The 23,016-nt window shown below is 66.3% G+C and carries 25 protein-coding genes; 6 read left to right on the top strand and 19 right to left on the bottom strand.

Annotated elements, in window-relative coordinates:
- The first annotated feature begins 46 nt into the window (after nt 1–46).
- Genes MJ606_RS06095 through MJ606_RS06085 form a run of 3 tightly spaced genes read left to right on the top strand, consistent with a single transcriptional unit; the run spans nt 47 to nt 5,432 of the window.
- Nucleotides 47–3,247, top strand: coding sequence for a multidrug efflux RND transporter permease subunit (locus MJ606_RS06095; RefSeq protein ID WP_243048496.1), 3,201 nt, complete (start codon nt 47–49; stop codon nt 3,245–3,247).
- A complete protein-coding gene (locus tag MJ606_RS06090) occupies nt 3,247–4,671 on the top strand; it encodes an efflux transporter outer membrane subunit (RefSeq protein WP_243048495.1) in 1,425 nt (474 codons plus the stop codon). Before MJ606_RS06095 ends, MJ606_RS06090 begins: the two co-directional genes overlap by 1 nt.
- 17 nt (nt 4,672–4,688) lie before the next feature.
- Nucleotides 4,689–5,432 (top strand): SDR family oxidoreductase, encoded by a 744-nt coding sequence (locus tag MJ606_RS06085; protein ID WP_243048494.1) that lies wholly within the window; start codon nt 4,689–4,691, stop codon nt 5,430–5,432.
- 14 nt (nt 5,433–5,446) lie between these two features.
- Here the strand turns inward: MJ606_RS06085 and MJ606_RS06080 are convergent, their stop codons facing one another.
- The 11 genes from MJ606_RS06080 to MJ606_RS06030 all read right to left on the bottom strand — a co-directional run bounded on the left by MJ606_RS06080 (nt 5,447) and on the right by MJ606_RS06030 (nt 12,823).
- Nucleotides 5,447–6,505, bottom strand: a complete 1,059-nt coding sequence (locus MJ606_RS06080; RefSeq protein WP_243048493.1) for an AI-2E family transporter — start codon at nt 6,503–6,505, stop codon at nt 5,447–5,449.
- Between the two features lie 83 nt (nt 6,506–6,588).
- On the bottom strand, nt 6,589–6,879 hold the full coding sequence (locus tag MJ606_RS06075; protein ID WP_243048492.1) for a hypothetical protein: 291 nt from the start codon (nt 6,877–6,879) through the stop codon (nt 6,589–6,591).
- Nucleotides 6,876–7,343, bottom strand: a complete 468-nt coding sequence (locus tag MJ606_RS06070; RefSeq protein ID WP_243048491.1) for an ABC transporter ATP-binding protein — start codon at nt 7,341–7,343, stop codon at nt 6,876–6,878. Before MJ606_RS06070 ends, MJ606_RS06075 begins: the two co-directional genes overlap by 4 nt.
- A 19-nt stretch (nt 7,344–7,362) precedes the next feature.
- Nucleotides 7,363–7,728, bottom strand: a complete 366-nt coding sequence (locus MJ606_RS06065) for a hypothetical protein (protein ID WP_243048490.1) — start codon at nt 7,726–7,728, stop codon at nt 7,363–7,365.
- An 89-nt stretch (nt 7,729–7,817) separates the two neighbouring features.
- Nucleotides 7,818–7,973 carry a DUF1328 domain-containing protein gene (locus tag MJ606_RS06060; RefSeq protein WP_243048489.1) on the bottom strand — a complete coding sequence of 52 codons (156 nt, stop codon included), beginning with the start codon at nt 7,971–7,973 and terminating at the stop codon, nt 7,818–7,820.
- Nucleotides 7,974–8,102: 129 nt separating this feature from the next.
- Entirely contained in the window at nt 8,103–8,723 is a 621-nt protein-coding gene (locus MJ606_RS06055) for a YbhB/YbcL family Raf kinase inhibitor-like protein (RefSeq protein WP_243048488.1), read from the bottom strand.
- A 65-nt stretch (nt 8,724–8,788) separates the two neighbouring features.
- Entirely contained in the window at nt 8,789–9,883 is a 1,095-nt protein-coding gene (locus MJ606_RS06050; protein WP_243048487.1) for a PQQ-dependent sugar dehydrogenase, read from the bottom strand.
- A 59-nt stretch (nt 9,884–9,942) separates the two neighbouring features.
- Entirely contained in the window at nt 9,943–10,347 is a 405-nt protein-coding gene (locus MJ606_RS06045) for a DUF3224 domain-containing protein (RefSeq protein ID WP_243048486.1), read from the bottom strand.
- Between the two features lie 124 nt (nt 10,348–10,471).
- Nucleotides 10,472–11,476 (bottom strand): alpha/beta fold hydrolase, encoded by a 1,005-nt coding sequence (locus MJ606_RS06040; RefSeq protein WP_243048485.1) that lies wholly within the window; start codon nt 11,474–11,476, stop codon nt 10,472–10,474.
- On the bottom strand, nt 11,473–12,291 hold the full coding sequence (locus MJ606_RS06035; protein ID WP_243048484.1) for a lysophospholipid acyltransferase family protein: 819 nt from the start codon (nt 12,289–12,291) through the stop codon (nt 11,473–11,475). Before MJ606_RS06035 ends, MJ606_RS06040 begins: the two co-directional genes overlap by 4 nt.
- 55 nt (nt 12,292–12,346) lie before the next feature.
- Nucleotides 12,347–12,823 carry an Lrp/AsnC family transcriptional regulator gene (locus MJ606_RS06030; protein ID WP_243048483.1) on the bottom strand — a complete coding sequence of 159 codons (477 nt, stop codon included), beginning with the start codon at nt 12,821–12,823 and terminating at the stop codon, nt 12,347–12,349.
- A 150-nt stretch (nt 12,824–12,973) separates the two neighbouring features.
- On the opposite strand from MJ606_RS06030, the gene phhA reads away from it, so the two are divergent.
- Together phhA and MJ606_RS06020 are read left to right on the top strand one after the other, a co-directional pair.
- Nucleotides 12,974–13,864: a phenylalanine 4-monooxygenase gene (gene phhA, locus MJ606_RS06025; RefSeq protein ID WP_243048482.1), complete on the top strand. Its 891-nt coding sequence runs from the start codon at nt 12,974–12,976 to the stop codon at nt 13,862–13,864.
- Between the two features lie 177 nt (nt 13,865–14,041).
- Nucleotides 14,042–14,659 (top strand): OmpW family outer membrane protein, encoded by a 618-nt coding sequence (locus MJ606_RS06020; RefSeq protein WP_243048481.1) that lies wholly within the window; start codon nt 14,042–14,044, stop codon nt 14,657–14,659.
- 78 nt (nt 14,660–14,737) lie between these two features.
- Here the strand turns inward: MJ606_RS06020 and MJ606_RS06015 are convergent, their stop codons facing one another.
- From MJ606_RS06015 to MJ606_RS05980, 8 genes are all read right to left on the bottom strand, one after another.
- Entirely contained in the window at nt 14,738–15,421 is a 684-nt protein-coding gene (locus tag MJ606_RS06015; protein WP_243048480.1) for an RES family NAD+ phosphorylase, read from the bottom strand.
- 89 nt (nt 15,422–15,510) lie between these two features.
- A complete protein-coding gene (locus MJ606_RS06010) occupies nt 15,511–15,909 on the bottom strand; it encodes an antitoxin Xre/MbcA/ParS toxin-binding domain-containing protein (RefSeq protein WP_243048479.1) in 399 nt (132 codons plus the stop codon).
- Nucleotides 15,910–16,034: 125 nt separating this feature from the next.
- The gene (locus MJ606_RS06005; RefSeq protein ID WP_243048603.1) at nt 16,035–17,801 is read right to left on the bottom strand and encodes a DUF885 family protein; all 1,767 of its coding nucleotides are present in this window, start codon (nt 17,799–17,801) and stop codon (nt 16,035–16,037) included.
- Nucleotides 17,802–17,819: 18 nt separating this feature from the next.
- Entirely contained in the window at nt 17,820–19,487 is a 1,668-nt protein-coding gene (locus MJ606_RS06000; RefSeq protein ID WP_243048478.1) for a SulP family inorganic anion transporter, read from the bottom strand.
- Between the two features lie 81 nt (nt 19,488–19,568).
- On the bottom strand, nt 19,569–20,276 hold the full coding sequence (locus MJ606_RS05995; RefSeq protein WP_243048477.1) for a YafY family protein: 708 nt from the start codon (nt 20,274–20,276) through the stop codon (nt 19,569–19,571).
- 187 nt (nt 20,277–20,463) lie between these two features.
- Complete coding sequence (locus MJ606_RS05990; protein ID WP_243048476.1) at nt 20,464–20,868, bottom strand: GFA family protein; 405 nt, start codon at nt 20,866–20,868, stop codon at nt 20,464–20,466.
- Nucleotides 20,865–21,056, bottom strand: coding sequence for a hypothetical protein (locus tag MJ606_RS05985; protein WP_243048475.1), 192 nt, complete (start codon nt 21,054–21,056; stop codon nt 20,865–20,867). Before MJ606_RS05985 ends, MJ606_RS05990 begins: the two co-directional genes overlap by 4 nt.
- A 10-nt stretch (nt 21,057–21,066) precedes the next feature.
- Nucleotides 21,067–21,684: a DJ-1/PfpI family protein gene (locus tag MJ606_RS05980; RefSeq protein ID WP_243048474.1), complete on the bottom strand. Its 618-nt coding sequence runs from the start codon at nt 21,682–21,684 to the stop codon at nt 21,067–21,069.
- Nucleotides 21,685–21,837: 153 nt separating this feature from the next.
- On the opposite strand from MJ606_RS05980, the gene MJ606_RS05975 reads away from it, so the two are divergent.
- Nucleotides 21,838–22,851 carry a class 1 fructose-bisphosphatase gene (locus tag MJ606_RS05975; protein WP_243048473.1) on the top strand — a complete coding sequence of 338 codons (1,014 nt, stop codon included), beginning with the start codon at nt 21,838–21,840 and terminating at the stop codon, nt 22,849–22,851.
- The last annotated feature ends 165 nt before the right edge of the window (nt 22,852–23,016 follow it).

The following is a 23,016-nucleotide window of genomic DNA, read 5'->3' as shown; positions in this document are numbered from 1 at the left end:
CCCTGCAAGGCAGGGGGAGGAGCCTGAAGCCATCAGGACGAATGCAATGAAAATCGCCCAATTTTTCGTGGACAGGCCGATTCTGGCCGGCGTCCTTTCCGTACTGATCGTCATCGCGGGCGGCATCGCGCTGTTCAAGCTGCCGATCAGTGAATACCCCGAAGTGGTGCCGCCCACCGTGGTGGTGCGCGCCAGCTATCCCGGCGCCAACCCCAAGGTGATCGCCGAAACCGTCGCCACGCCGCTGGAGGAACAGATCAACGGCGTGGAAGGCATGCTCTACACCAGCTCGCAGTCCACCAGCGACGGCGCCATGACGCTCACCGTCACCTTCGCGCTGGGCACCGACCTGGACAATGCGCAGGTGCAAGTGCAGAACCGCGTGGCGCAGGCCCAGCCGCGCCTGCCACAGGAAGTGCAGCGCCTGGGCGTGACCACCCAGAAAAGCTCGCCCGACCTGACCATGGTGGTACACCTGATCTCGCCGGACCAGCGCTACGACATGCTGTACCTGTCCAACTATGCGCGACTGCACATCAAGGATCAGCTGGCCCGCCTCGACGGCGTCGGCGACGTACAGATCTTCGGCGCCGGCGAATACAGCATGCGCGTGTGGCTGGACCCCGAACGCCTGGCCATGCGCCAGCTCACCACCGGCGATGTGGTGCACGCCATCCAGGAGCAGAACGTGGCCGTCGCCGCCGGTGCGCTCAATGCGCCCCCGGGCCATGGCAACGCCGCGTTCCAGCTCAACATCAACACGCGTGGCCGCCTGATCAACGAAGAGGATTTCCTCAACATCATCGTGCGCACCGACGCCAACGGCGCCGTGACGCATCTGCGCGACGTGGCCCGGGTGGAACTTGGCGCCGACACCTATGCGCTGCGCAGCCTGCTCAACAACCATCCCGCCGTGGCACTGCCGATCTTTGCCCGGCCGGGCTCCAACGCCATCCAGATTTCCGACGAAGTCCGCCACACCATGACGGAACTGAAGAAGGATTTCCCGCAGGGCGTGGACTACCAGATCGTCTATGACCCGACCGTGTTCGTGCGCGGTTCGATCGAGGCGGTGGTGCATACGTTGTTCGAGGCGATCGCGCTGGTCGTGCTGGTGGTGATCCTGTTCCTGCAGACCTGGCGCGCCTCGATCATTCCGCTGGTGGCGGTGCCGGTGTCGTTGATCGGCACGTTCGCGGTGATGTACCTGGCGGGTTTCTCGCTCAACGCGCTGTCGCTGTTCGGCCTGGTGCTGGCCATCGGCATCGTGGTGGATGACGCCATCGTGGTGGTGGAAAACGTCGAGCGACATATCGAACACGGCCTCGCGCCCAAGGAAGCCACCCGCAAGGCGATGACCGAAGTCACCGGCCCGATCGTGGCCACGGCGCTGGTGCTGTGCGCGGTGTTCGTGCCGGCGGCGTTCATCAGCGGCCTCACCGGCGAGTTCTATCGCCAGTTCGCGCTGACCATCGCCATCTCCACGGTGATCTCCGCATTCAACTCGCTCACCCTCAGCCCCGCGCTGGCGGCGTTGCTGCTGCAGGATCGCAGTGCGCCGAAGGACAAGCTGAGCCGGTGGATCGATCGCGGCTTCGGCTGGCTGTTCCGCCCGTTCAATCGCCTGTTCATCAGCAGCGCAAACCGTTATGTGGGTGGCGTGAAGCGCATCCTGCGTTCGGGTTCGATCGCGCTGCTCATTTATGGCGGCCTGGTGCTGCTGGGCCTGTTCGGCTTCGCCCACGTACCGACCGGTTTCGTGCCGGCGCAGGACAAGCAGTACCTGGTGTCGTTCGCGCAGCTGCCCGATGCCGCGTCGCTGGATCGTTCGGAAGACGTGATCCGCCGCATGAGCGACATCGCGCTCAAGCAGCCGGGCGTGGAGAACGCCGTGGCGTTCCCGGGCCTGTCGATCAACGGCTTCACCAACAGCACCAACTCCGGCATCGTGTTCGTCACGCTCAAGCCGTTCGAGGAGCGTCGCGACGCGTCGATGTCCGCCGGGGCGATCACGGCCGCCCTGCAGCAGAAGTACGCGGCCATCCAGGACGCCTACATCGCGATCTTCCCGCCTCCGCCGGTGAACGGCCTGGGCACCATCGGCGGCTTCCGCCTGCAGGTGGAGGATCGTTCCGACGCGGGCTTCGAGGAGTTGTACAAGCAGACCCAGGGCCTGATCCAGGCCAGCACCAAGGTACCCACGCTGGCCGGCCTGTTCTCCAGCTACCAGGTCAGCGTGCCGCAGATCGACGCCGACGTGGACCGCGAGAAGGCCAAGGCCGAAGGCGTGGACCTGGCCGATGTGTACCAGACCATGCAGGCCTACCTGGGCTCGCTCTACGTCAACGACTTCAACCGTTTCGGTCGCACCTACCAGGTGAACGTGTCCGCCGAGCCCAGCTTCCGTCATGAGCCGGAGGACATCCTGCGGCTGAAGACGCGCAGCGCAAGCGGCGAGGCGATTCCGCTGGGTTCGTTCGTCACCGTGCACCAGACGGTGGGACCGGATCGCGTGCAGCACTACAACGGCTATCCCACCGCCGAGATCAATGGCGGCGCGGCGCCCGGCTTCAGCAGCGGCCAGGCACAGGCGGCGATCGAGAAGCTGGCACGCGACAACCTGCCCAACGGCATGACCTTCGAGTGGACCGAGCTGACCTATCAGCAGATCCTCGCCGGCAATACCGCGGTGCTGGTGTTCCCGCTGTGCGTGCTGCTGGTGTTCCTGGTGCTCGCTTCGCTGTACGAGAGCCTCGCCCTGCCGCTGGCGGTGATCCTGATCGTGCCGATGGTGCTGCTGTCCGCCATCAGCGGCGTGTGGATGTCCGGCGGTGACAACAACATCTTCACCCAGATCGGCTTGATCGTGCTGGTGGGCCTGGCCTGCAAGAACGCCATCCTGATCGTGGAATTCGCCCGCGAGGCGCAGATCATCGAAGGCATGGACCGCGTGCAAGCCGTGCTGGAAGCGGCCCGCCTGCGACTGCGCCCGATCCTGATGACCTCGTTCGCTTTCATCATGGGCGTGGTGCCGCTGGTGACCTCGCACGGCGCCGGCGCGGAGATGCGCCACGCGATGGGCGTGGCGGTGTTCTCGGGCATGTTGGGTGTCACCTTCTTCGGGCTGATCTTCACCCCGCTGTTCTACGTGCTGGTGCGCGGCTGGAGCGAGCGCATGAGCGAGCGCCGGCGTGCCCGCAAGGCGGCGCGCCTCGCCTCGGCCGCCCCTGCTTTGGAGAATCACTGATGAATAAGCTCACCGCACTCGCCGCTTCGTTGCTGCTGGCCGGTTGCGCCAGCGTGGGGCCGAATTACCACGCGCCGGTGGAAAAACCGGTAGCGCTGCAGGGCGTGAACAGCCAGCAGGAGTCCACCGCGAACTTCCAGGCCAACTGGTGGAAGCAGTTCAACGACCCCACGCTCGACGCGCTGATCCAGCGCGCCGCGCAGAACAGCCCCGACCTGAAGATCGCCTTCGCCCATCTGCGTGAATCACGCGCGCTATGGGGTGTGGCCAAGTCGCAGCAGATTCCCGACGTGGAAACCGGGGCCAACTACTCGCGGGCCCGCGAGCAGGAGCCCGGCTTCACCGACCAGCGCACCACCATCACCAGCTACCAGGCCGGTTTTGATGCGAGCTGGGAACTGGATCTGTTCGGCGGCGTGCGTCGCTCGGTGGAAGCCGCCGGCGCCGAGGCCGGCGCCAGCGAAGCCTCGCTGCAGGATGCCCAGGTGACGCTGTTCGCCGAGATCGCGCGCTACTACTTCGACCTGCGTGGCGTGCAGTTGCGCATCGACGTGGCCAACCGCGACATCGAGAACCAGCGCGAGTCGCTGCGCCTGATCCATGCCCGCGCCGATATCGGCACTGGCTCGGAGCAGGACGTGGCCAGCGCCACCGCGCGCCTGAAGTTCGTGGAAGCGCAGCTGCCTACCTTGCAGACGCTGGCGCAGAACGACACGTCCCGACTCGCCGTACTGGTGGGCGAACGACCGGGCGAGCTGGACATCGACCTGTCGCCGCAGGGCTTCAAGCCCATCGACGTGGCGCTGGCCATCGGCAACGCAGGCGACGTGCTGCAGCGCCGGCCCGACGTGCGCGTAGCCGAACGACAACTCGCCGCCGCCAACGCCCGCATCGGTGTCGCCAAGGCCGACTACTACCCGCACATCACGCTGGGCGGCTTCCTCGGCTTCCTGGCCGGGCGCAGCAACGATTTCGGCGGACCGGCCTCGCGTGCGTGGTCGATCGCGCCGAGCATCACCTGGTCGGGCCTCAACGTGCAGCGCGTGCGTTCCAACGTGAAGGCGAGCGAGGCACGTGCCGATGCGGCGCTGGCCAACTACCAGCGCAGCGTGCTGCAGGCCGTGGAAGACGTGGACAACGCCATCGTGGGCTACAACCTGCAGCGCGATCGCGTGCTCAAGCTGCAGGACCAGGTGGCCAACAGTCGCCGTGCGGCCGATCTCGCCCGCATCCGCTACAACGAAGGCGCCGCGGACTTCCTGCAGCTGCTGGATGCCGAACGCACCCAGCTGGAAGCGGAGGATTCGCTGGCCGACGCACAGGCCGCCATCAACCTGCGCGCCGTGTCGGTGTACAAGGCGCTGGGCGGTGGCTGGCAGGCCTGCGCCACCGAACGCTGCGATCAGCTTGCCGCCGCGCCATGAACGCGGTGGTGTTTCCGGTGAGGTCGCCACGTCGCCGTGCCGCGGCGGCCGAACCGGAGCTGGCGCAACGCGTGGCGCTGGTCAGCGGCGCCAATCGGGGGCTGGGCCTGGAAATCACCCGGCAGCTCGCCGCCGAAGGCATCACCGTACTGCTGGGCGCACGCAATCCGCTGGCCGGTGAAAAGGCCGCGCGGCAGCTGCGCCGCGATGGCGGCACGGTAATGGCAGCGCCGCTGGACGTGACCTCGATGGACGATATCCGTGCCCTGGTCGCGCGCATCGAGCGCGACTATGGACGGCTGGACATCCTGGTCAACAATGCCGGCGCCTATTTCGACATCGACAACCAGGCGACGTCGGTGAGCATGGATATCGTGCGCCAGGCGCTGGAAACCAATCTGCTCGGCGCCTGGCAACTCACCGAAGCCGTGCTGCCGCTGATGCAGCGTCACGGCTACGGCCGCATCGTCAATGTCTCCAGCGGCTGCGGCGCGATCGCCAGCGACGGTTCCGGCTGCCCGGCCTATCGCGTGTCCAAGGCAGCCTTGAACAGCCACACGCGCATGCTGGCGATGGAGCTGCAAGGCAGCGGCATCCTGGTCAATGCGGTCTGTCCTGGCTGGGTCGCCACCGACATGGGTGGCCACGGCGGACGCCCCGTCGCCGAGGGCGCCGCCGGCATCGTATGGGCCGCCACGCTCCCCTCGCGCCCCGCCATCACCGGCGGCTTCTTCCGCGACCGCATGCGCATAGACTGGTAAGGCACACGCCCAGGTCAGCGCTGCACCATCCGCGCAAACCACTGCCACCCGCGCACGCGCTCGGCCACCAGCTTGGCGCTGGTGAGCATCGGCACCGCCAGCAGCGCGCCGGGAATGCCCCATAGCCAGCCCCACACCAACAGCCACAGCAGGATGGCGATAGGGCTCAGCCGCATGCGATGGCCCTGGATCAGCGGCGTCACCACATTGCCTTCGAACGCCGTAATGCCTGCAAACGTGAGTGCGGGGAGCAGCGCCGAGGTGGCATCGTTGAAGTTGAGCAGCCCCACCACGGCGAGCACGCTGGTGGTGGTGATGGCGCCCACGTAGGGTATGAAGTTGGCCAGCATCGCGACCGCGCCCCACAACAGCGGATCCGGCATGTGATAAAGCCACAGCATCCCGGCAGTGATGGCGCCCAGCCCGACGTTGATCAGCAAGGCGGTGAGAATGTAGCGCGATACCTCGTACTGGATGCCGCGCACGATCGACACCGCATGGCGCTTGTAACCAAAGCCTGGCGAGGCCTGTACCAACCGCCTCAGCATCAGGTCGCCGTACACCAGGAAGAAGAACACCAGCAGCACCACGGTGAGCACACCGGCAAGTATCTTGGGCGTCGTGGCCACAATGTCCCATGCGGTAATGGACAAGCTGGGTTGCTGCACCTGTTGCGGCCGGGCGGGCCCGGTGAGGCTTTGCGTGGCGCGGTTGGCGGCTTCCAGCGGTTGGGTCACGGCGCGCAGCTTCGGCACAAAGCTGCGAATGGCGGTGGGTGCCTCATGGAACCAGCCAAGCGCCGGCTGTGTCAGCATGCCAATGCCACCGCCAATGGCCGCGATCAGCCCGATCATCAGCACGCTGGCACCCAGCCAGCGCGGAATGCCCAGATGGGCGGCGCGCGCCACGATGGGATTGAGCGCCAGCCCAATGAACGAAGCGAGCACCAGCGGTATCAGCAGCTGCTTGGTCAAGGTGACCGTGTACAGCAGCGCCAACGCCAGAAACACGTTCAATACGATATGGATGCCGCGCAGGTGCCGGCGTGCGCTCTGCGCGCGCTGAACACGCACGAGGCCACCACGAGGCACGCGGCTGGGCACCATCGCGGCGCCGTCACCGGGGGTGGCGGGCGGGCCAGGCGACTCCGGCTCACTCATGACGGGTCGAAGCTGCCTTGCGCGAACTCGGCGGCCAGCCGCACGCCCTGGCTCACCAACTCGGCTGCGGTACCGCTCAACAACGCGCCCAGGCCGGGTACCCGCAGGGGATGGACATTGAGCTGGCCCAGCACGAAGCCGGCACCGGCGGCCACGCCCACGGTGGCCAGGGGATAACGCTGTCCACGTGAGAGCAACGCCTGTGCCGGCACGGCCAGCTCGTGACGTGCTTCCACCGCACGCGCCTGCGCGGCGCGAACGGCATGCAGCTGCTTGATCAGGCTCATGGCGCGTCCTCCGGACGGATGTCGTCCTGCGGATCGGGACGATGCAGGGCCTCGCGCATCATCGCATTCCATTCGCCCCGCGTCGCGGGCAAGGTCATCCAGTGCATGCAGCGGCGGAACAGCAGCACCGCCCCGATTACGAAAGCCACTTCCACCAGGGCCAGCACCAGCAGCGCCCAGGTCCACGAGCCGAACCATTGCGCCAGCAGCCAGCCGATCAGGCCCAGCAGGGTCAGGCCAAGGCCCACACCCGCGACCGTCGCGACCAGGCCTGCGATCAGCAGCCAATGCACCGCGCTGCGGGCCAGCCCCAGTTCCGCCGCCAGCAGGCGAAGTTGCGCGCCGAACAGCTGGTGGAACGCACGCCCGAGGCGGCCGAGGTCATCCAACAGGCCCGGCGGCGACGGGGGTGCCGGCGTCTCGTCGGGTGAAGCGGGCGCGTCATCGCGTCCGGTCTGGTCCATCCGCTGTCCTCGGTGTCGCTTAGCGGCGGAGTATGCGGCCTAACAGCCAGCCGGCGCCAAGCGCGATGGCCACCGACTGCACCGGTTTCTCGCGTACGTAATCGCGCGCGCGGTCCAGCCACTCGTCGGCGCGATCGATCACCTCGTCATAGGTTTCGCGCCCGCGCTGACGAACCTCCTCGGCCTTGGCGCTGGCGCGCGTGGCGGCGTCGGCGGCCTTGTCGGTAGCGCGATGCAGGCCTTCCTCGACATGGTCGGCCGCGCGTTCCACGGCCTCCTTGGTGGTGTTCACGGCGCTGGAGGTGGCCTGCTTGATGCGCTCGGCGCGCTCCTCGATACGTTCGGCGGCGCCGCTTTCTTCATGCGCCTGGACCTGCTTGTTCATGACGTTCTCCCATGAGGCAATGGATTCACTGTAACCAATATCGCTAGCCGGGCGCGTGCCGGAGCGTGCCAGCTCCGGTGCGCTGCCGCTCAGCTGGCGCGGCGAAAGAAGGCGATCACGGCGAGGATCAGGAAAACAACGAACAGGATCTTCGCGATGCCGGCGGCCGTACCCGCAATGCCGGTAAAGCCGAACAGGGCTGCAATGATGGCGATGACAAGAAATACCAGGGCGTAGTGGAGCATGGTGCGGTCCTCGTGACGGGGCAGCGGATCGCCCCGCCCTCATTCACCCACAGGCCATGCCTTGCGGGCGTGAAGATGGACCGGCGCCAGTCGTTGGTTGCGCACTGTTCATGCTTTCGTCGCCACGGTTCAGGCTAGTGCCGGGTTGAGCGTATAGGTGCCCATCAGTTCCGCCTCGGCCAGCACATGGCCATCCATCGCGGCACGCAACTCGCTCACGGTGAAACCGTCGGCAAGCTTGAGGTGCTCCACATCCAGCGCATACAGGCGGAAGTGATAGTGATGCACCAGCGAGTCGTTCCATGGCGGGCATGGGCCGTCGTAGCCGAGGTATTCGCCGCGCATGTCCGCATCGCCCGCGAACCAACCGGTGAAGTCATTGATGCCCTGCACGCTGCCGGGCGGACCATACGGCGCGCGCTTGCCGCGCGGCACGATGCCGTCGCTGCAGGCGCCTTCGGCCAGCTCGCCGCATTCCACCGGGATGTTCGCCATCAGCCAGTGCACGAACTCCACGCGCGGCAGGTCGGCCGGCACCGTTCGCCCTGCCTGGTTGACGTCATCGGGTTTGCTCGGCACGTCGAAGTCGATGCAGGTCAGCACGAACGAGCGCGTGGCCAGCGGCGCGTCCTTCCACGCCAGATGCGGGCTCAGGTTGTCCGACAACGCGAACGGCGAGGCGCGTTTGCCAAAGGCGAGCGGGGCCGGAATCGGCTGTCCGTGGGTGAAATTGTCGCTGCGCAATTGCAAGGTGGTTCTCCTGGAACGATGAATCGAAAAGCATCAGGCGGCGCCCACGATAAAGCACTTGGCCGTCAGGGTTTTTGATAGGTCACGCGGTACACCGCACCGGCCAGGTCGTCGCTCACCAGCAGGCTGCCATCCGGCAGCGGCTGCACGTCAGCCGGGCGGCCCCAGGCTTTCTCGTCCTGCTCGAAACCATCGACCAGTGGCTCGTAACCGATGACCTTGTCGCCATGGAGACGCACCGTCATCACCCGATAACCGGACTTCTTGGTGCGGTTCCACGAGCCATGCTCGGCGATGAAGATGGCGCCCTGGTAGCTCGCCGGGAACTGCGCGCCCTCGTAGAAGCGCATGCCGAGCGAGGCCACGTGCGCGCCGAGCTTCAGCACGGGTGGCGTGTAGTCCTTGCAGCTCTTGCCCTTGCCGAAGTCCGGATCGAGCGTGTCGCCCTGGTGGCAGTAGGGAAAACCGAAATGCTCGCCCACATGGCTGAGCCGGTTCAGCTCGTCGCTGGGCATGTCGTCGCCCATCAGGTCGCGGCCGTTGTCGGTGAACCACAATTGCTTCGTGCGGGGTTGCCAGTCGAATCCCACGGTGTTGCGAATGCCGTAGGCGACATCCTCAAGCCCGCTGCCATCGGCATTCATGCGCGTGAGCTTGGCGTAGTCCTTGCCCTTGTCGCAGATGTTGCACGGCGCGCCGATCGGCACGTAGAGCTTGCCGTCCGGACCAAATGCGATGAACTTCCAGCCGTGGTGCGTCTCGGTGGGAAACTTGTCGTAGATCACCTGCGGCGCGGGCGGGTTGTCGAGATGGTTCTCGATGTCGCGCAGCACCAGGATCTTGCTGACGGCGGAGATGTACAGGTCACCATTGCGGAAGGCGACACCCACCGGCAACTGCAGGCCACTGGCGATCACCCGCACCTTGTCGGCGTGACCATCGCCCTTGCTGTCGGTAAGCGCATAGACCTTGCCGGCGCTGTTGGAGCCGACGAAGACCGTGCCCTTGGCGCCCAGCGTGATCTCGCGCGCATTGGGCACCTCATCCGAGTACACCGCGATATGGAAGCCCGCCGGCAGGGTCAGCTTATCCAGTTGCGGCGCGGCGGCAGCCGCATGGACGGCGAGCAGGCCGAGCAGAGCGAACATCAGCTTGCGCATGGACGTGGCTCCAGGAAGGGAAAGCGAAAGCGTAGCGCCGGCGACACCCCATGGGAACGTCACGGCAGGTCCGGCAGTGAATACTCGAGGTGATAGGCGTGCACCCCGTTGGCGACGGTGATGTCGAGCCGGCCGGCGATGCCGCTCAGCCCGTCGGTACCGGAGTCCGGCACGATGGTTACCGAGAGCTGTGGCGTGCCGCGGGTCAAGGTACCCGCATGCTGCAACGCAAAGCTGCCTTGCCGCCCATGCACGATGCCGCTGACGCGCTCCATCGCGACATAGCCCGCCGAACCATCGACCGGCGTACCCACCGCCAGCATCTGGCCGTTGCCCGTGCCTTCGAGATCACCATGGAATTGCTTGTGGATGGCCATGCGACCCACGCTTGGGTCGCCCACGCCGTCTTGCGCCGGTTGCGGCGACATCGTGATCTCGAACGTGCCATTGGCATGACGGGCCATAGCGTTATCTCCAGGCTGGGGCGACCCTATCGCGGAGGATGCGGACAGACGGACCATCGTCGGCGCGGGCCGGCCCACTGTCAACGATATCGCTGCCGCAGGAAACCCGACGAAGCCGCGCCGCTCAGCCCGCCGTCATCGCATTGAAGCGCGCGGCGATGTAGTCATCGGTGAAGCTGGTCATGTCCCAGCCGCGGATGAAGCCGCAGTGCCCGCCGTAGGCGGCGATATCCAGTTCGACATTGGCCGGCAATTCCAGCTTTTCGAACGCATCCACCGGAATTACCGGATCATCGCGCGCCGTGAGGATGGTCGCCGGTATATGCAGGTCCGCCAGCGCCCGGCCCGCCACCGAATAGCCGTCCAGATAAGCTTCGAGCGAATCGAAATCGGTATGCCGCGCCACCAGCGAGGCGGTGAGGCCGCGCAGGCTCTGCTTCAGCTCCGACAGCTCGAAATACTCCCGGTGCGGAAAGGCCGCCTGCTTGGCCTGCAACGAGCGCCGCCATTTGTGCATGAAGTACGCCTGGTAGAACCACGGCGCTGCTTCCTCCAGCGAGAACAGGCCTTCGCTGGGATCGATGATGGGGCACACCGCCAGCGCGTAACTCAATGGCAGCCCCGCGGCCGGCGCGCGCAAGGCGGCGCGCAGTGCGAAGTTTCCGCCCAGCGAGAAGCCCGCCAGTGCCATGGGTCGACTGGGATAACGCCGGGCGATGTCGCCCAGCGCATTCACCACCTCATCGATACGGCACGAATGGAACAAGGCCTCGTTGAGATCGTGGCTATTGCCGTGATCGCGGAAATTGAGCCGGAAAACATCCCAACCGTCGGCGAGCAGGCGGCTCCCCGTCTGCAGCACATAGGTGGAATCGACGCTGCCTTCCCAACCGTGGAACAGCACCGCGAGGCCGCGCGACGATGCTTGCCTGGACTGCGCCGTGTAGGCGCCGGTGAGCCGCACGCCGTCGCCGCCATCCACCGTCACCGGTTGCGCGCCCTGCAGCACCGCCCGGGCAGCCCGGGGCAACAACAGGCGGCGTACGCCGCTGGACGACAGCATGGTCTGGATATGGCCGCTGCGTAGCGGCCTGGGTGGCAGGAAATCCTTTCCCCGGGGCAGGCTCATGCGCGCTTGTCGTGGTTCGGCTTGTCTTCCAGCGCCAGTGCGATGCGCTCGCGCGCCAGCTCGGCCATGCGGCGGCGCGCATCGGGCGTGGCCGGCACCGGTTCGAGGAAATGCACCTCGGCATCGAGCGGCGCCTCGCCCAGCAGGCGCAGGAAGTTCTGCATGAAGTTTTCATGCTCGCGGAAGCCGGCGTCGATCACCCGGTGCCCGTCGCGGGCAAAGCGCAGCGCCACCGGCTGCACCGGCACCCCGGCGTCGAGCGCAGCCTGGAAAATGCGCGCGTGGAACACCCGCAACACACCGTTGTGGCCGGTACCGCCCTCGGGGAACACCGCCACCGAACGGCCGCCGCGCAGGCGATCGACCATCACCTGCATCACCGCCGCCAGCGAATGGTTGTTGCCGCGGCGATGGAAGATGGTGCCCCCGCTGGCGGCCAGCCAGCCGACCAGCGGCCAGCTGGCGATCTCGGCCTTGGCCACGAAACAGGCGGCACGCTGGCTATGCAACAGCTCGATATCGATCCACGAGGTATGGTTGGCCACGAACAGCGCCGCGTCGGGCAACGGCTTGCCCACGCGCACCGAACGCAAACCGAAGATGCGCAACAGCGCGGTCGACCACCAGCGGATGGTGCGGTGCGCAAATGGCTCGCGACCGTCCCTCATCACCGCATTGCGGTTCCAGCTCAGGACCAGGGAACACAACAGCACGCCCAGCACCACGTGCAGCAGCAGCAGCGGCACGCGCCAGGCATAGCGCAGTGGTCGCATCAGGTCGCGGCGGGCCGGGGCGGAAACGGTGTGGGTGTTCATCAGTCGGGTTAGTTTAGCGTTAGTCGGAGGCCGCTGTGCCCCCATGGAGAACGCTTCAACGCTCCCATTGGGTCAGGGGTAAAGCAGCCGAGCGCTTGACTGTACGCAGCACAAAACTGGAATTGACGTCAGCCACCCCCGCGGCGTTCAGCAAGCGGTCGAGCAGGAAGCGCGAAAAATCCTGCAGGTCGGCCACATAGACATGCAGCAGGTAGTCCATGTCGCCGGTGAGCGCATAACAGGCCACCACCTCGTCCCAGCCATTGACCAGTTCGACGAAGCGCTCCACCGCCGCGCTCTCGTGCTTGGTCAGCTGCACGCGCACGAAGGCCTGCAGCCCCAGGCCCACGGCCTGGGGGTCCACCTGGGCGGTATAGCCGGTAAGGATGCCCTCGGCCTCCAGTCGCTGCAGGCGCCGCAGGCAGGCCGAGGGCGACAGGCTGACCCGCTCGGCCAGGTCGGCATTGGTGATGCGGCCTTCCCCCTGCAATACGGCGAGAATGCGCAGATCGGTGCGGTCCAGCGCGGCCATGGCAATGAAATTCCGAAAATAGCTTCAGATATAACCGATTATTGCGCAAAAGACCCACGAATGAGCAATAAAACAAGCAACGTGCGCCTCGTCGGCCATATGCTGTGTCATCGCACCAGCAACCACGGCCAACGCCGTCCGGAGCACGCCATGAACACCGCCCCTCGCCGCGTCGAACACCAGCAGACTGACCGTGGCTACGTGCCGGTGTACGCCACCGGCGTGGTGGAGCAGCCCTGGGCCAACTACACCCGTACCGACCACGAGGTCTGGGACACCTTGTACAAGCGCCAGCGCGAGCTGCTGCCCGGCCGCGCCTGCCAGGAGTTTCTGGACGGCGTGGAGCGCTTCGGCCTGGGAGATGGCGGCATCCCGAAATTCGCCGACCTGAACAAGGTGCTCGGCGCCGCCACCGGCTGGGAGCTGGTGGCAGTGGAAGGCCTGCTGCCGGACGAGGTGTTCTTCGATCACCTGGCCCACCGCCGCTTCCCGGTCAGCTGGTGGATCCGCAAGCCGGACCAGCTCGACTACCTCAGCGAGCCGGACCTGTTTCACGACCTGTTCGGCCACGTGCCGCTGCTGCTCAATCCGGTGTTCGCCGACTACATGCAAGCCTACGGCCGCGGTGGCATGAAAGCCTTCGCCATCGGCCCCGAGGCGCTGATGAACCTCACGCGCCTGTACTGGTACACGGTGGAATTCGGCCTGATCAACACCGCCGATGGCCTGCGCATCTACGGCGCGGGCATCGTCAGCTCCAAGGGCGAGTCGATCTACTCGCTCGACTCGCCGTCGCCCAACCGCATCGGCTTCGGGCTGGAGCGTGTGATGAGCACGCGCTACCGCATCGACACCTACCAGCAGACCTACTTCGTGATCGACAGCTTCGAGCAGCTGTTCGACGCCACCCGCCCGGACTTCACGCCCATCTATGCCCACCTGCGCGAACAGCCGGCGCATGCCGCCGGTGACGTGCTCGACAACGACCGCGTGTTCACCCGCGGCAACCGCGAGGGTTGGGCTACCAACGCCGACACCTGAACCTTTAGGCGTTGCCTTGGCCCGGACGGCCCGCCCCATGGCGGGCCGTCTGCTTTCCAGGGTATGCGTACCTGCGTCCGTATGCCCTAGCTTGATATGACCTGGATCAATAGCCCACAACGAAATCCTCACGAACATGGCCTCATCCCGAATGACCCATACGGACGGATGAACCCCATGAAAGCTCTACTTCCCCTCTTCATCGCCGCAGCCCTCGGCGCCATCGCTGCGCCTGCTGCCCACGCTGACAGCAACGACAACTGGGTCGTGCGCTTTGGTGGATCAGTCGTCGATCCCAAGAGCAACAACGGCAACCTGGCCGGCCTTGGTTCTTCGGTGAGCAGCAGCGTGCGGCCGTCCGCCAGCCTTGAGTACATGATCACGCCCAATATTGGCGTGGACGTACTCGCCGCCTGGCCGTTCCAGCACGACGTGAAGCTGTCCGGCCTGGGCAAGGCGGCCCAGACCAAGGAACTGCCGCCGACGTTCGGCCTGAATTACCACTTCTTGCCCGACGCCACGGTGTCGCCGTTCCTCGGCATCGGCCTCAACTACACCAACTTCTTCAACACCAAGGGTGCGGGCGCGCTGCAGGGCGCCGGCGTCAGCATCGCCAACAGCTGGGGCGTGGCCGCCCATGCTGGCCTGGACGTGAAGCTCAGCCCGAAGTGGATCTTCACCGCCGACCTGCGCTGGGTCGACATCGAGAGCGACGTGAAAGTCAGCGGCAGCAAGGTCGGCACGGCCAAGATCAACCCGATGGTCTACGGCGTCAGCCTCGGCTACCGCTTCTGATACCGATAAGGGTTACCGGCACGGATGCTGGGCGGGCCCCCACAAGGGGGCCCGTTCTTTTATGGCGATTGCGCGCTATCAGCCGCGCTTCCACTCATCGACAGTAAGCACCTGTGCAATGCGGGTGCCGTCCCAGCGGTACATCAGGTGCTGCGCCTGCACGCAGGGCGCAACGCGGTCGGGATAGAACACGGCGACGCATTCGCCGCCCAGGTGACGCACGCTGTCGTACACGATGCCATCGGAGCCATCGTTGCGCAGCCGTCGAGCCAGCGCGATGCCGGCGGCGTAATTGTCCGGATCGTGGGCTGCCTTCCAGCCACCGCGCAGATCGTGCAGCCGCGCCTGGATGCTGGTGCGGTAGCAGCGCATTTCGATATCGCAGGCCGGCTCGGTGGTGGCGGCCAGAAAACGTTCGCGGTGATAGACCGTTTCTTCCACTGCGGTGGCCACGCTGTGGGCGGCATAGAACACGCCCCAGCTTCCGTCCGAGAAACGGCTGCCTTCGGGATTGAGATGGGTGAAGGCGGCCATCACCGGCGTGGTGCCGGGGCCGCTGACGCGTCGCTCCGGGGGCACCAGGCGCAACTCGCCCATCTCGTCGCGCAGGCGCGGGTTGGTCATCGCCTCGATGGCATAGAGCGCCTCCAGGTCACCCGGCTCGGCGATGCGGTCGAACACGCCGACCGGCGGAAAGCGGCTGGGCACGATGCGGTAGGCCTGGCTCCAGCGGATGCGTTTGAGCGGGGGAATGTCGGCCATGACGGGTGCTCTTTCTCGCGCGATCTGCCAGAGCCTGGGAGTATGCCGGGCGAAGGTATCGCCCGTTGCGACAGGCGCCTCGCGGCTGATCAGTTCCAGCCGCGCTGGGCATCCAGGTACTGGCGCACCACGTAGAGGTCGGCGACATTGCCCGACAGCATCCGCTGCAGCGCCGACTGTCCGCCGAACAGGGGACTGTGGTTGGCACGATGCACCCAGGCATCGGCCTGTTCCGGATCGGGAAACAGGATCTGCAGGCTCTTGAAGATACCCAGCAGATAGCTGATGCGCTCCAGCGTATCGCGACCCAGCGTGCCGCTTTGCAGGCGCTTCCACTTGTAGAAGGTCGATTCCGGCGGATCGCCCAGCAGGCGGCGCTGGTCGGCGATGCGCAGCTTCCAGCGTTCGGCGAGGTTGAAGAAGGCGCGCAGCGCGGGGCCGCCGAGATCGGCGCCGGGGATGCTTTCAGGCTGGAGATGAGCAGCCATGGCGTGACTCTCCCAGTGAAGTTATTTGCAATACTACTTCACAGGTGAATTTTTCGCCAGCGGCAAGCCGGCCGTTGCCCGTGGCCGTTCGACAGACCACGGAACAACGGCTCTTTAGCCGGCGCTTACGGCGCCTTGGTTTCCTTGGCGCAATCGCAACCGAAGTCCGGCTCCGGGCCGCCCTCGGCGATAAAGCGGTCGATGCGCTGCTCCAGCACCGGCAGCGGTACCGAACCCACTTGCAGCACGGTGTCGTGGAAGTGGCGGATATCGAACTTCGGTCCCAGCGCCTGCTCGGCCTTCTGGCGCAACTCCAGGATCTTCAGGTAGCCCAGTTCGTAGGACAGCGCCTGGCCCGGCCAGCTGATGTAGCGATCCACCTCGTTGGCGATCTCGCGATCGGACAGCGCCGTGTTCTGCGTCATGTAGTCGATGGCCTGCTGGCGCGTCCAGCCCAGGTGGTGGATGCCGGTGTCGACCACCAGGCGACAGGCGCGCCACATCTGGTAGGTGAGGTAGCCGAAGCGGTCGTAGGGCGTCTTGTAGATGCCCATCTCGTTGCCGAGGAATTCGGAATACAGGCCCCAGCCTTCACCGTAGGCGGAGATGTAACCCTCGCGGCGGAATGCCGGCTGGCCGTGCTGCTCGGCCGCCAGCGCCAACTGCAGCGAGTGGCCCGGCATCGATTCATGCAGGGTCAGCGCGGGCATGTTGTAGAGCGGGCGCGACGGCAGATCGTAGGTGTTGACCAGATAGGTGCCGGCACCGCCGCGGCCGGAGGTGTAGTACGGCGCGATATCGTCCGGCACCGGCACGATGGCGAAGCGCTGGCGCGGCAGGCGGCCGAATTCCTTGCCGAGCTGGCCGTCGACCTGCTTGGCCACCCAGGCGGTGCGCATCAGCAGTTCGTCCGGCGTCTTGGCGTAGAACTGCGGGTCGGTGCGCAGGAAGTGCAGGAAGTCGGCGAAGCTTCCCTTGAAGCCCGTCTCCTGCATGGTCTTGACCATTTCGGCGTGGATCTTGGCCACCTGGTCCAGGCCCACCTGGTGGATCGCGTCGGGGCTCAGGTCCAGCGTGGTGTATTCGATGATCTGCTGGCGATACCAGGCCTTGCCGTCGGGCATGGCCTCGGCCGCCAGCGTAGTGCGCGCCTTGGGCACGTACTCGGTGCGGAAGAAGGTGAGCAGGGTGCCGTAGGCGGGAATCACCTGGCCGGCGATGACCTTCTTCGCCTCGTCGCGCAGCCTGGCGGCGTCGGCGGGGGTGATCGTGCCGGGCATATTCTCGAACGGCTTGTAGAAGCTGCTCTGGGTGGGGTCCTTCAGCTCCGCCACCGAGGCGATCGATACATCGCGCCCGTTGAGCACTTCACGCGGCACGGTGAAGCCGCGCGCCAGGCCGTCGCGCATGTTGGCGATCTGCTGCTGGAAATAGGACGGCACCTCGCCGAGCCGGTCGAGGTAGCGGCGATAGTCCTGCGGCGTGCGCAGGTTGTCGCCTTCGAGCACGTAGTTGAGCTCGCTCCAGAACGCCGAGTCGCTGTTGAACGGCATCTGCCACTGCTTGAACTGCTGCACGGCGAGCAGGTTCTGGATCTGTGCGCGGTAGATCGCGTAGTTGACCTGGTCCTCGGCCGGCAACTGCTTGGGGTCGATGCCGTCCAGGCGGGTGAGCACTTTCTGCCAGTAGTCGAGCCGGCTCTGCTGGCTGGCGGCATCCACGTTGTCCAGCCGCGCGCCGTTGGGCTGCGCCTCGCCGGAGGTGCTGATGCCGGATTGACCATTGCGCCAGGCCCATTCCTGCTCGTAGATCTGCTTGAAGCGGGCATCCGCGTTCTGTTCGGCCCAGGCCGGTGCGGTCAATGCGAGGGCGGCCGCGGCCAGCCATGTCATGCGTTGTGCTTGGTTCACTTAAGGGTTTCCCTTGGCCGAAGATGAGGGGGGTGATGGTGCCAATACGGCATCCTCCACGCTCCAGTCGTTGAGCGCCTGTGGCGGAAGCTGGGGTAGCGCCATGCGCGACAGGGCATCGCGCGCGGCATCCTTCAACCGTGCCACGCGCAGCTCGACACCACGAGCACCCAGCCAGGTGGCGAAGTCGCCCAGCGACTCCAGCACCGTGCCATCGAGATCGGGCGACTCCTCCAGGCTCAGGATCACCCGGCGCAGCCCCTGGCTGGCGTCGACGCGCCGCCGCGCCTGGGCCAGCAAGGCTTCGGCGTTGACGAAGAACATCGGCTCTTCGGGGCGCACGATCAGCATGCCGGGTATCGGCAGCGCGCCCGGGTGCCCCTCGATGTCGACAAAATCGTGGCTATCGGCGAGGCGGCCAAGCACGCTCAGGCGCGGCGTGGCCAGCTGGCGCAACAACATGACCAGGCTGAAGGCAATGGCCAGCAGCAAGCCATTGAGGATGCCCAGCGACAGCACCGCCAGCACCGACGCCAGCGCCACCAGGCGATCCCGATGCCAGCGCAGGTAGGGCGCGAAGGTCGACAGCCGAAGCGACTTGCTCACCGCGTGGATCACGATGGCAGCCAGTACCGGCTGAGGAATCCGTTCGATCCAGCGCAGCGCCAGCAACACCAGCAGCAGCACGGTGGCCGCCGCGATCACGCCCGCCCAGCGCGAGCGGGCGCCCGCCGCCTCATTGGCCGAGGTGCCCGAATAGCCGGCACCCACCGGCATGCCCTGCAACGCACCCGAAATCACATTGGCCACGCCCAGCACCAGCAGGTCGCGGTTGGGGTTGACGCTATCGCCATGCTTGAGCGCAAAGCCGCGGATCGAGCTGTACGACTCCGCATACAGGATGAGCAGCAGCGCGGCCGCCAGCTCCACGCTGGGCACCCATTGTCCGCTCTGCGGCCAGCGCGGCCAGCCCAGCGATGCGGCCAGGTGGATCTCACCGGTAAGAGTCACCCCGCGCGCGGCCAGCCAGCCCGACGCGGCCACGCCCAGGGCAATCACCACCAGGCTGCCCGGCAGGCGACGCAAGCGTTCAGCCACGAACAGCAAGAACAGCGCAAGCACACCCGTGCCCACGGCGGCGGGCTTGAGCTGGGGCAATACCGAAGCCAGCTGCGCCAGCAGGGCCGGCACGAAATCGCCATGCATGTCCGCCACGCCCATCAGATGCGGCAGTTGCTTGAGCGCGATCACGCAAGCGAGGCCGAAGGTGTAGCCGCGCAGCACCGGCCGCGCGATCAGATGCGACAGCCCACCCAGGCGCGCTACACCGGCGACCAGGAAACACACGCCTGCCAACAGCACCAGCATGGCGCCCACCGCGGCCCGCGAGACGCTGTCGCTGCCGGCCAGCGCCAGCGTGCCCGCCGCCAGCACCGCGGCGGAAGACGACGTGGCCGACACAATGGCGTAGCGGCTGCGACCCAGCAGGCCATAAGTGGCCAGGCCCACGAACAGGGCTATCACGCCAGCCTGCGGTGGCAGGTTGGCGATGCCGGAGTACGCCACGGCCTCGGGCAATAGCAGGCCGGCGATGGATAGGCCGGCGATGAGATCCAGGTGCCATGTCGGCGCTGCAGCGGCTTTGGTGGGGCTCCCAGTCAGCGACATCGATCACTCCGGCGCGGGTGGCGACGTCGAGGTTAGCCGATCCGCTGCTTTTGCTCCCAGGGAGAAGAGGAAGCCGGCTGCTCAGCCGTCCATGCCTTCGTAATAGCCCCGCATGGCCTGCAGGTAGGCATCGAGGTTGCGGCCTTCCACCTCGCCAAAACGCTCGCCGGTAATGGTGCAGCTGGCGATGCGGTCGGGGCGGAAATTGCGGAAGCCCACGCGCAGCCGGCACCACGTGCCCAGCGTCCACGCGCCGCCCCAGAACGCCAGGCACAGCGGTTCCACCTCGCGCGTGCTGGTGCGGCCGGCCTCGTCGCTGTAATCCAGGCGCAGCACCTGGTTGTCGCTGATGGCAGCGTTGAGGCGGTCGATCAGCGCGGCGAAATCGCTCTTGCTCTGGTCGCGCCAGATCGGCGCGTAGATGCGCGTACGCCCCGCCCGTTCGCGCAATTCGGGCGGCAGCACCGCCTCGATCTTCAACAGGGCCGCCTGCGCGCTTTCGGCCAGCTTCTGCCCGGCGAACGCGCGCACGAAGCGCGTGCCGACCACCAGCGATTCGAGCTCGTCGGCGGTGAACATCAGCGGGGGGATGTCCGAACCCTTGCGCAACAGATAGCCCACGCCGGCCTCGCCTTCGATCGGCACGCCGGACAGCTGCAGGTCGGCCACGTCGCGGTACACGGTGCGCAGCGACACCCCCAGCGTGCCCGCCAGCTGGCGCGCCTGCAGCGCGGTGCGGCGCCCGCGCAAGGCATGGATGATGAGGAAGAGTCGGTCAGCGCGACGCATCGGTCAATGATGGCCGAGCGGGCGGCAGGCGGCCAGCGTCGGGAGTCATGGTTGAGGAAATACATGGCTCATCCCTCACCGTCATCCCCGCTTTCGCGGGGATGACGAATGGGAAAGTCCGCGCGAAACGGAAACCTCACGCCGCCTGCGCTCGATATTTGCCGTCGTGCGTGAAATCCCCACCGGTCTACAGGTAACGGGTCACTGCCGGCGTCTCGCGCCAGTTGTTGGCGCGGCCATCGGCATAGCCCACCGGCGCGCTTGCCCATTCCTCGTCGCTGACGTCATCCAGGCAGGCGACGTTGATCGCTACATAGGCACCGCCCACCGCCTCCACATAGCCGCGATGGAACGCATGCACGCCGCAGTGACGGCAGAACAGGTTATGGGCGCTGTGGGTGCCGAACTGGTAATCGGTGAGCGCGTCCTCGCCACTGAGCACGCGAAACGTTTCCGGCCTGGCCATGGCGCCCCAGAAGCGCAACTTGCGGCAGATCGAGCAATTGCAGCGGCCGGTACCGGAGGCCAGGTCCAGTTCGGCCTCGTAGCGGACCGCGCCACAGTGGCAGCTGCCTTGATGAATGCGGATCATGGAGTGGCTCCATGGAGTGGCTTGAGGTGACGGGATGGCGCGCGCTTGGCGACCACTTCGGTGCTGGGTTTGACGGGTTTGGCGGGTGCCGGTGACGGCTGGGGAATCCGGTACTGGCCATCCATCAGCAGGCCGCGCAGGTAGAGCGGCCGATACGCCAGCAGCATCCGTCCGATCAGGGATGCCATGTCATCCTCCTCAAGCCGCCACCGCAGTGGCGACTTCGCTCGCGCACCACGGCGGCGGCAGCGCGTGTTTGAACAGGCGGAACCAGTGCTCGCGGTCGGTGGGGCTGTACAGGTCGAGCGTGCGGATGACCTCCCGCGCGAACTCCACGCTGCCCAGCTGGCTGGCGGTGATCACGCCGCCATCGCTGACCGCCAGCACGGTCGGGTCGTACTGCTCGGCGCCGGCGTAGGCCGGCACATGGGTGCCGATGTGGCCGGGCCAGCTGCCGGTATGACGGCAGGCATCCAGCAGCCCGGCCCGGGCCAGCACCAGCACTCCGCTATCGATCGCGGCCACCGGCGCGCCGGCCGCGTGCACGCGCCGGGCGGCGCTTACCGCTTGCTCACCCTGCCCCCGTTCCCACTGATAGCCGCCAGGCACGATCAGCAGCGCCACGCGCTTGAGATCCAGCTCGTCCAGCGTCAACTCCGGCAGCACGCGCAAGCCACCCATGGACAACACCGGCTGCATGGAAAACCCCACCGTCCGCAGCCGCCATTCGCCGGGGCGGCGGATCTCGCACAGGGCCTGCGCCGCGTGCCAGTCGGCGAAGCCATCGAATGCCAGGAAATACACCGTATCGCGCATGAGAGTCCCTCCTTTTGACGGGGCCCAGTGTGGGTACCCCCTGCTGCCAGCGTGTTGTCAGCAGCCGCCAGCTGAACGGAGCGGTCAGGCTGGCCGCTGGCAAGCGTGGGCGCGAGCCGGGACAATAAGCATCCCTTTGCTTGCGGGTTCGCCATGAAGTCCATCTCGCTCATCCAGTTCCTGATCGAGGAACGTCGCGCCGGCCACGTGAATGCCGAGCTTTCCCTGTTGATCGAGGTGGTCGCCCGCGCCTGCAAGCGCATCGCGGTAGCCACCAACAAGGGCGCGCTGGGTGGCGTGCTCGGCGAGGCGGGTACCGGCAATATCCAGGGCGAGGCGCAGAAGAAGCTGGACGTGATCTCCAACGAGATCCTGCTGGAGGCGAACGCCTGGGGTGGCCAGCTGGCCGCCTGCGCGTCGGAGGAGATGGAAGATCCGCAACCCATCCCCGACATGTACCCCAAGGGCCATCACCTGCTGCTGTTCGATCCCCTCGACGGCAGCTCCAACATCGACGTGAACATCTCGGTCGGCACGATCTTCTCGATCCTGCGCTGCCCTGATGGCGTCACCGAGCCGAAGGCCGAGCATTTCCTGCAGCCGGGCACCACCCAGCTGGCCGCCGGTTACGTGGTGTATGGCCCGGCCACCGTGCTGGTGCTGACCTTCGGCCACGGCACGCACGAGTTCACGCTGGATCGTGAGGTGGGCAGTTTCATCCTCAGCCGTCGCGACATCCGCATTCCGGAAGAGACCGCCGAGTTCGCCATCAACATGTCCAACCAGCGCCACTGGGAAGCGCCGATGCAGCGCTATATCGGCGAGCTGCTGGCCGGCAAGGACGGCCCGCGCGGCAAGGACTTCAACATGCGCTGGGTGGCCTCGATGGTGGCCGACGTGCACCGCATCATTACCCGCGGCGGCGTGTTCTTCTATCCGCTGGACGCCAAGATCAAGTCCAAGGGCGGCAAGCTGCGCCTGATGTACGAAGCCAACCCGATGTCCTTCATCATCGAGCAGGCGGGCGGCGCCGCCACCACCGGCCGCGAGCGCATCATGGCGCTGCAGCCCACCGGCCTGCACCAGCGCGTACCGGTGTTCCTCGGTTCCAAGAAGGAAGTGGAAGTGGCTACGCACTACCACGTCGAGGCCGACGCGGCGGTCTGATCCTGCTCACCTCGTCCCCGCTTTCGCGGGGACGGCGGCGGGGCGTATTTCTGAGCGCCGCCCAACGACGCGCCCTAACCCGACATCGCGGCGCCCTTCGGCGGTCTTACACTCGCCCGCCAGTCATCACCGTACGCAAGGCGGTGTTGACACCCTCTCCCAACC

Origin of the sequence: Dyella sp. RRB7 (assembly GCF_022761115.1) — a bacterium.
Taxonomy (GTDB): Bacteria; Pseudomonadota; Gammaproteobacteria; order Xanthomonadales; family Rhodanobacteraceae; genus Dyella.
The sequence above is the reverse complement of the archived record's forward strand: the minus strand, read 5'-3'. Positions and strand labels throughout refer to the sequence as shown.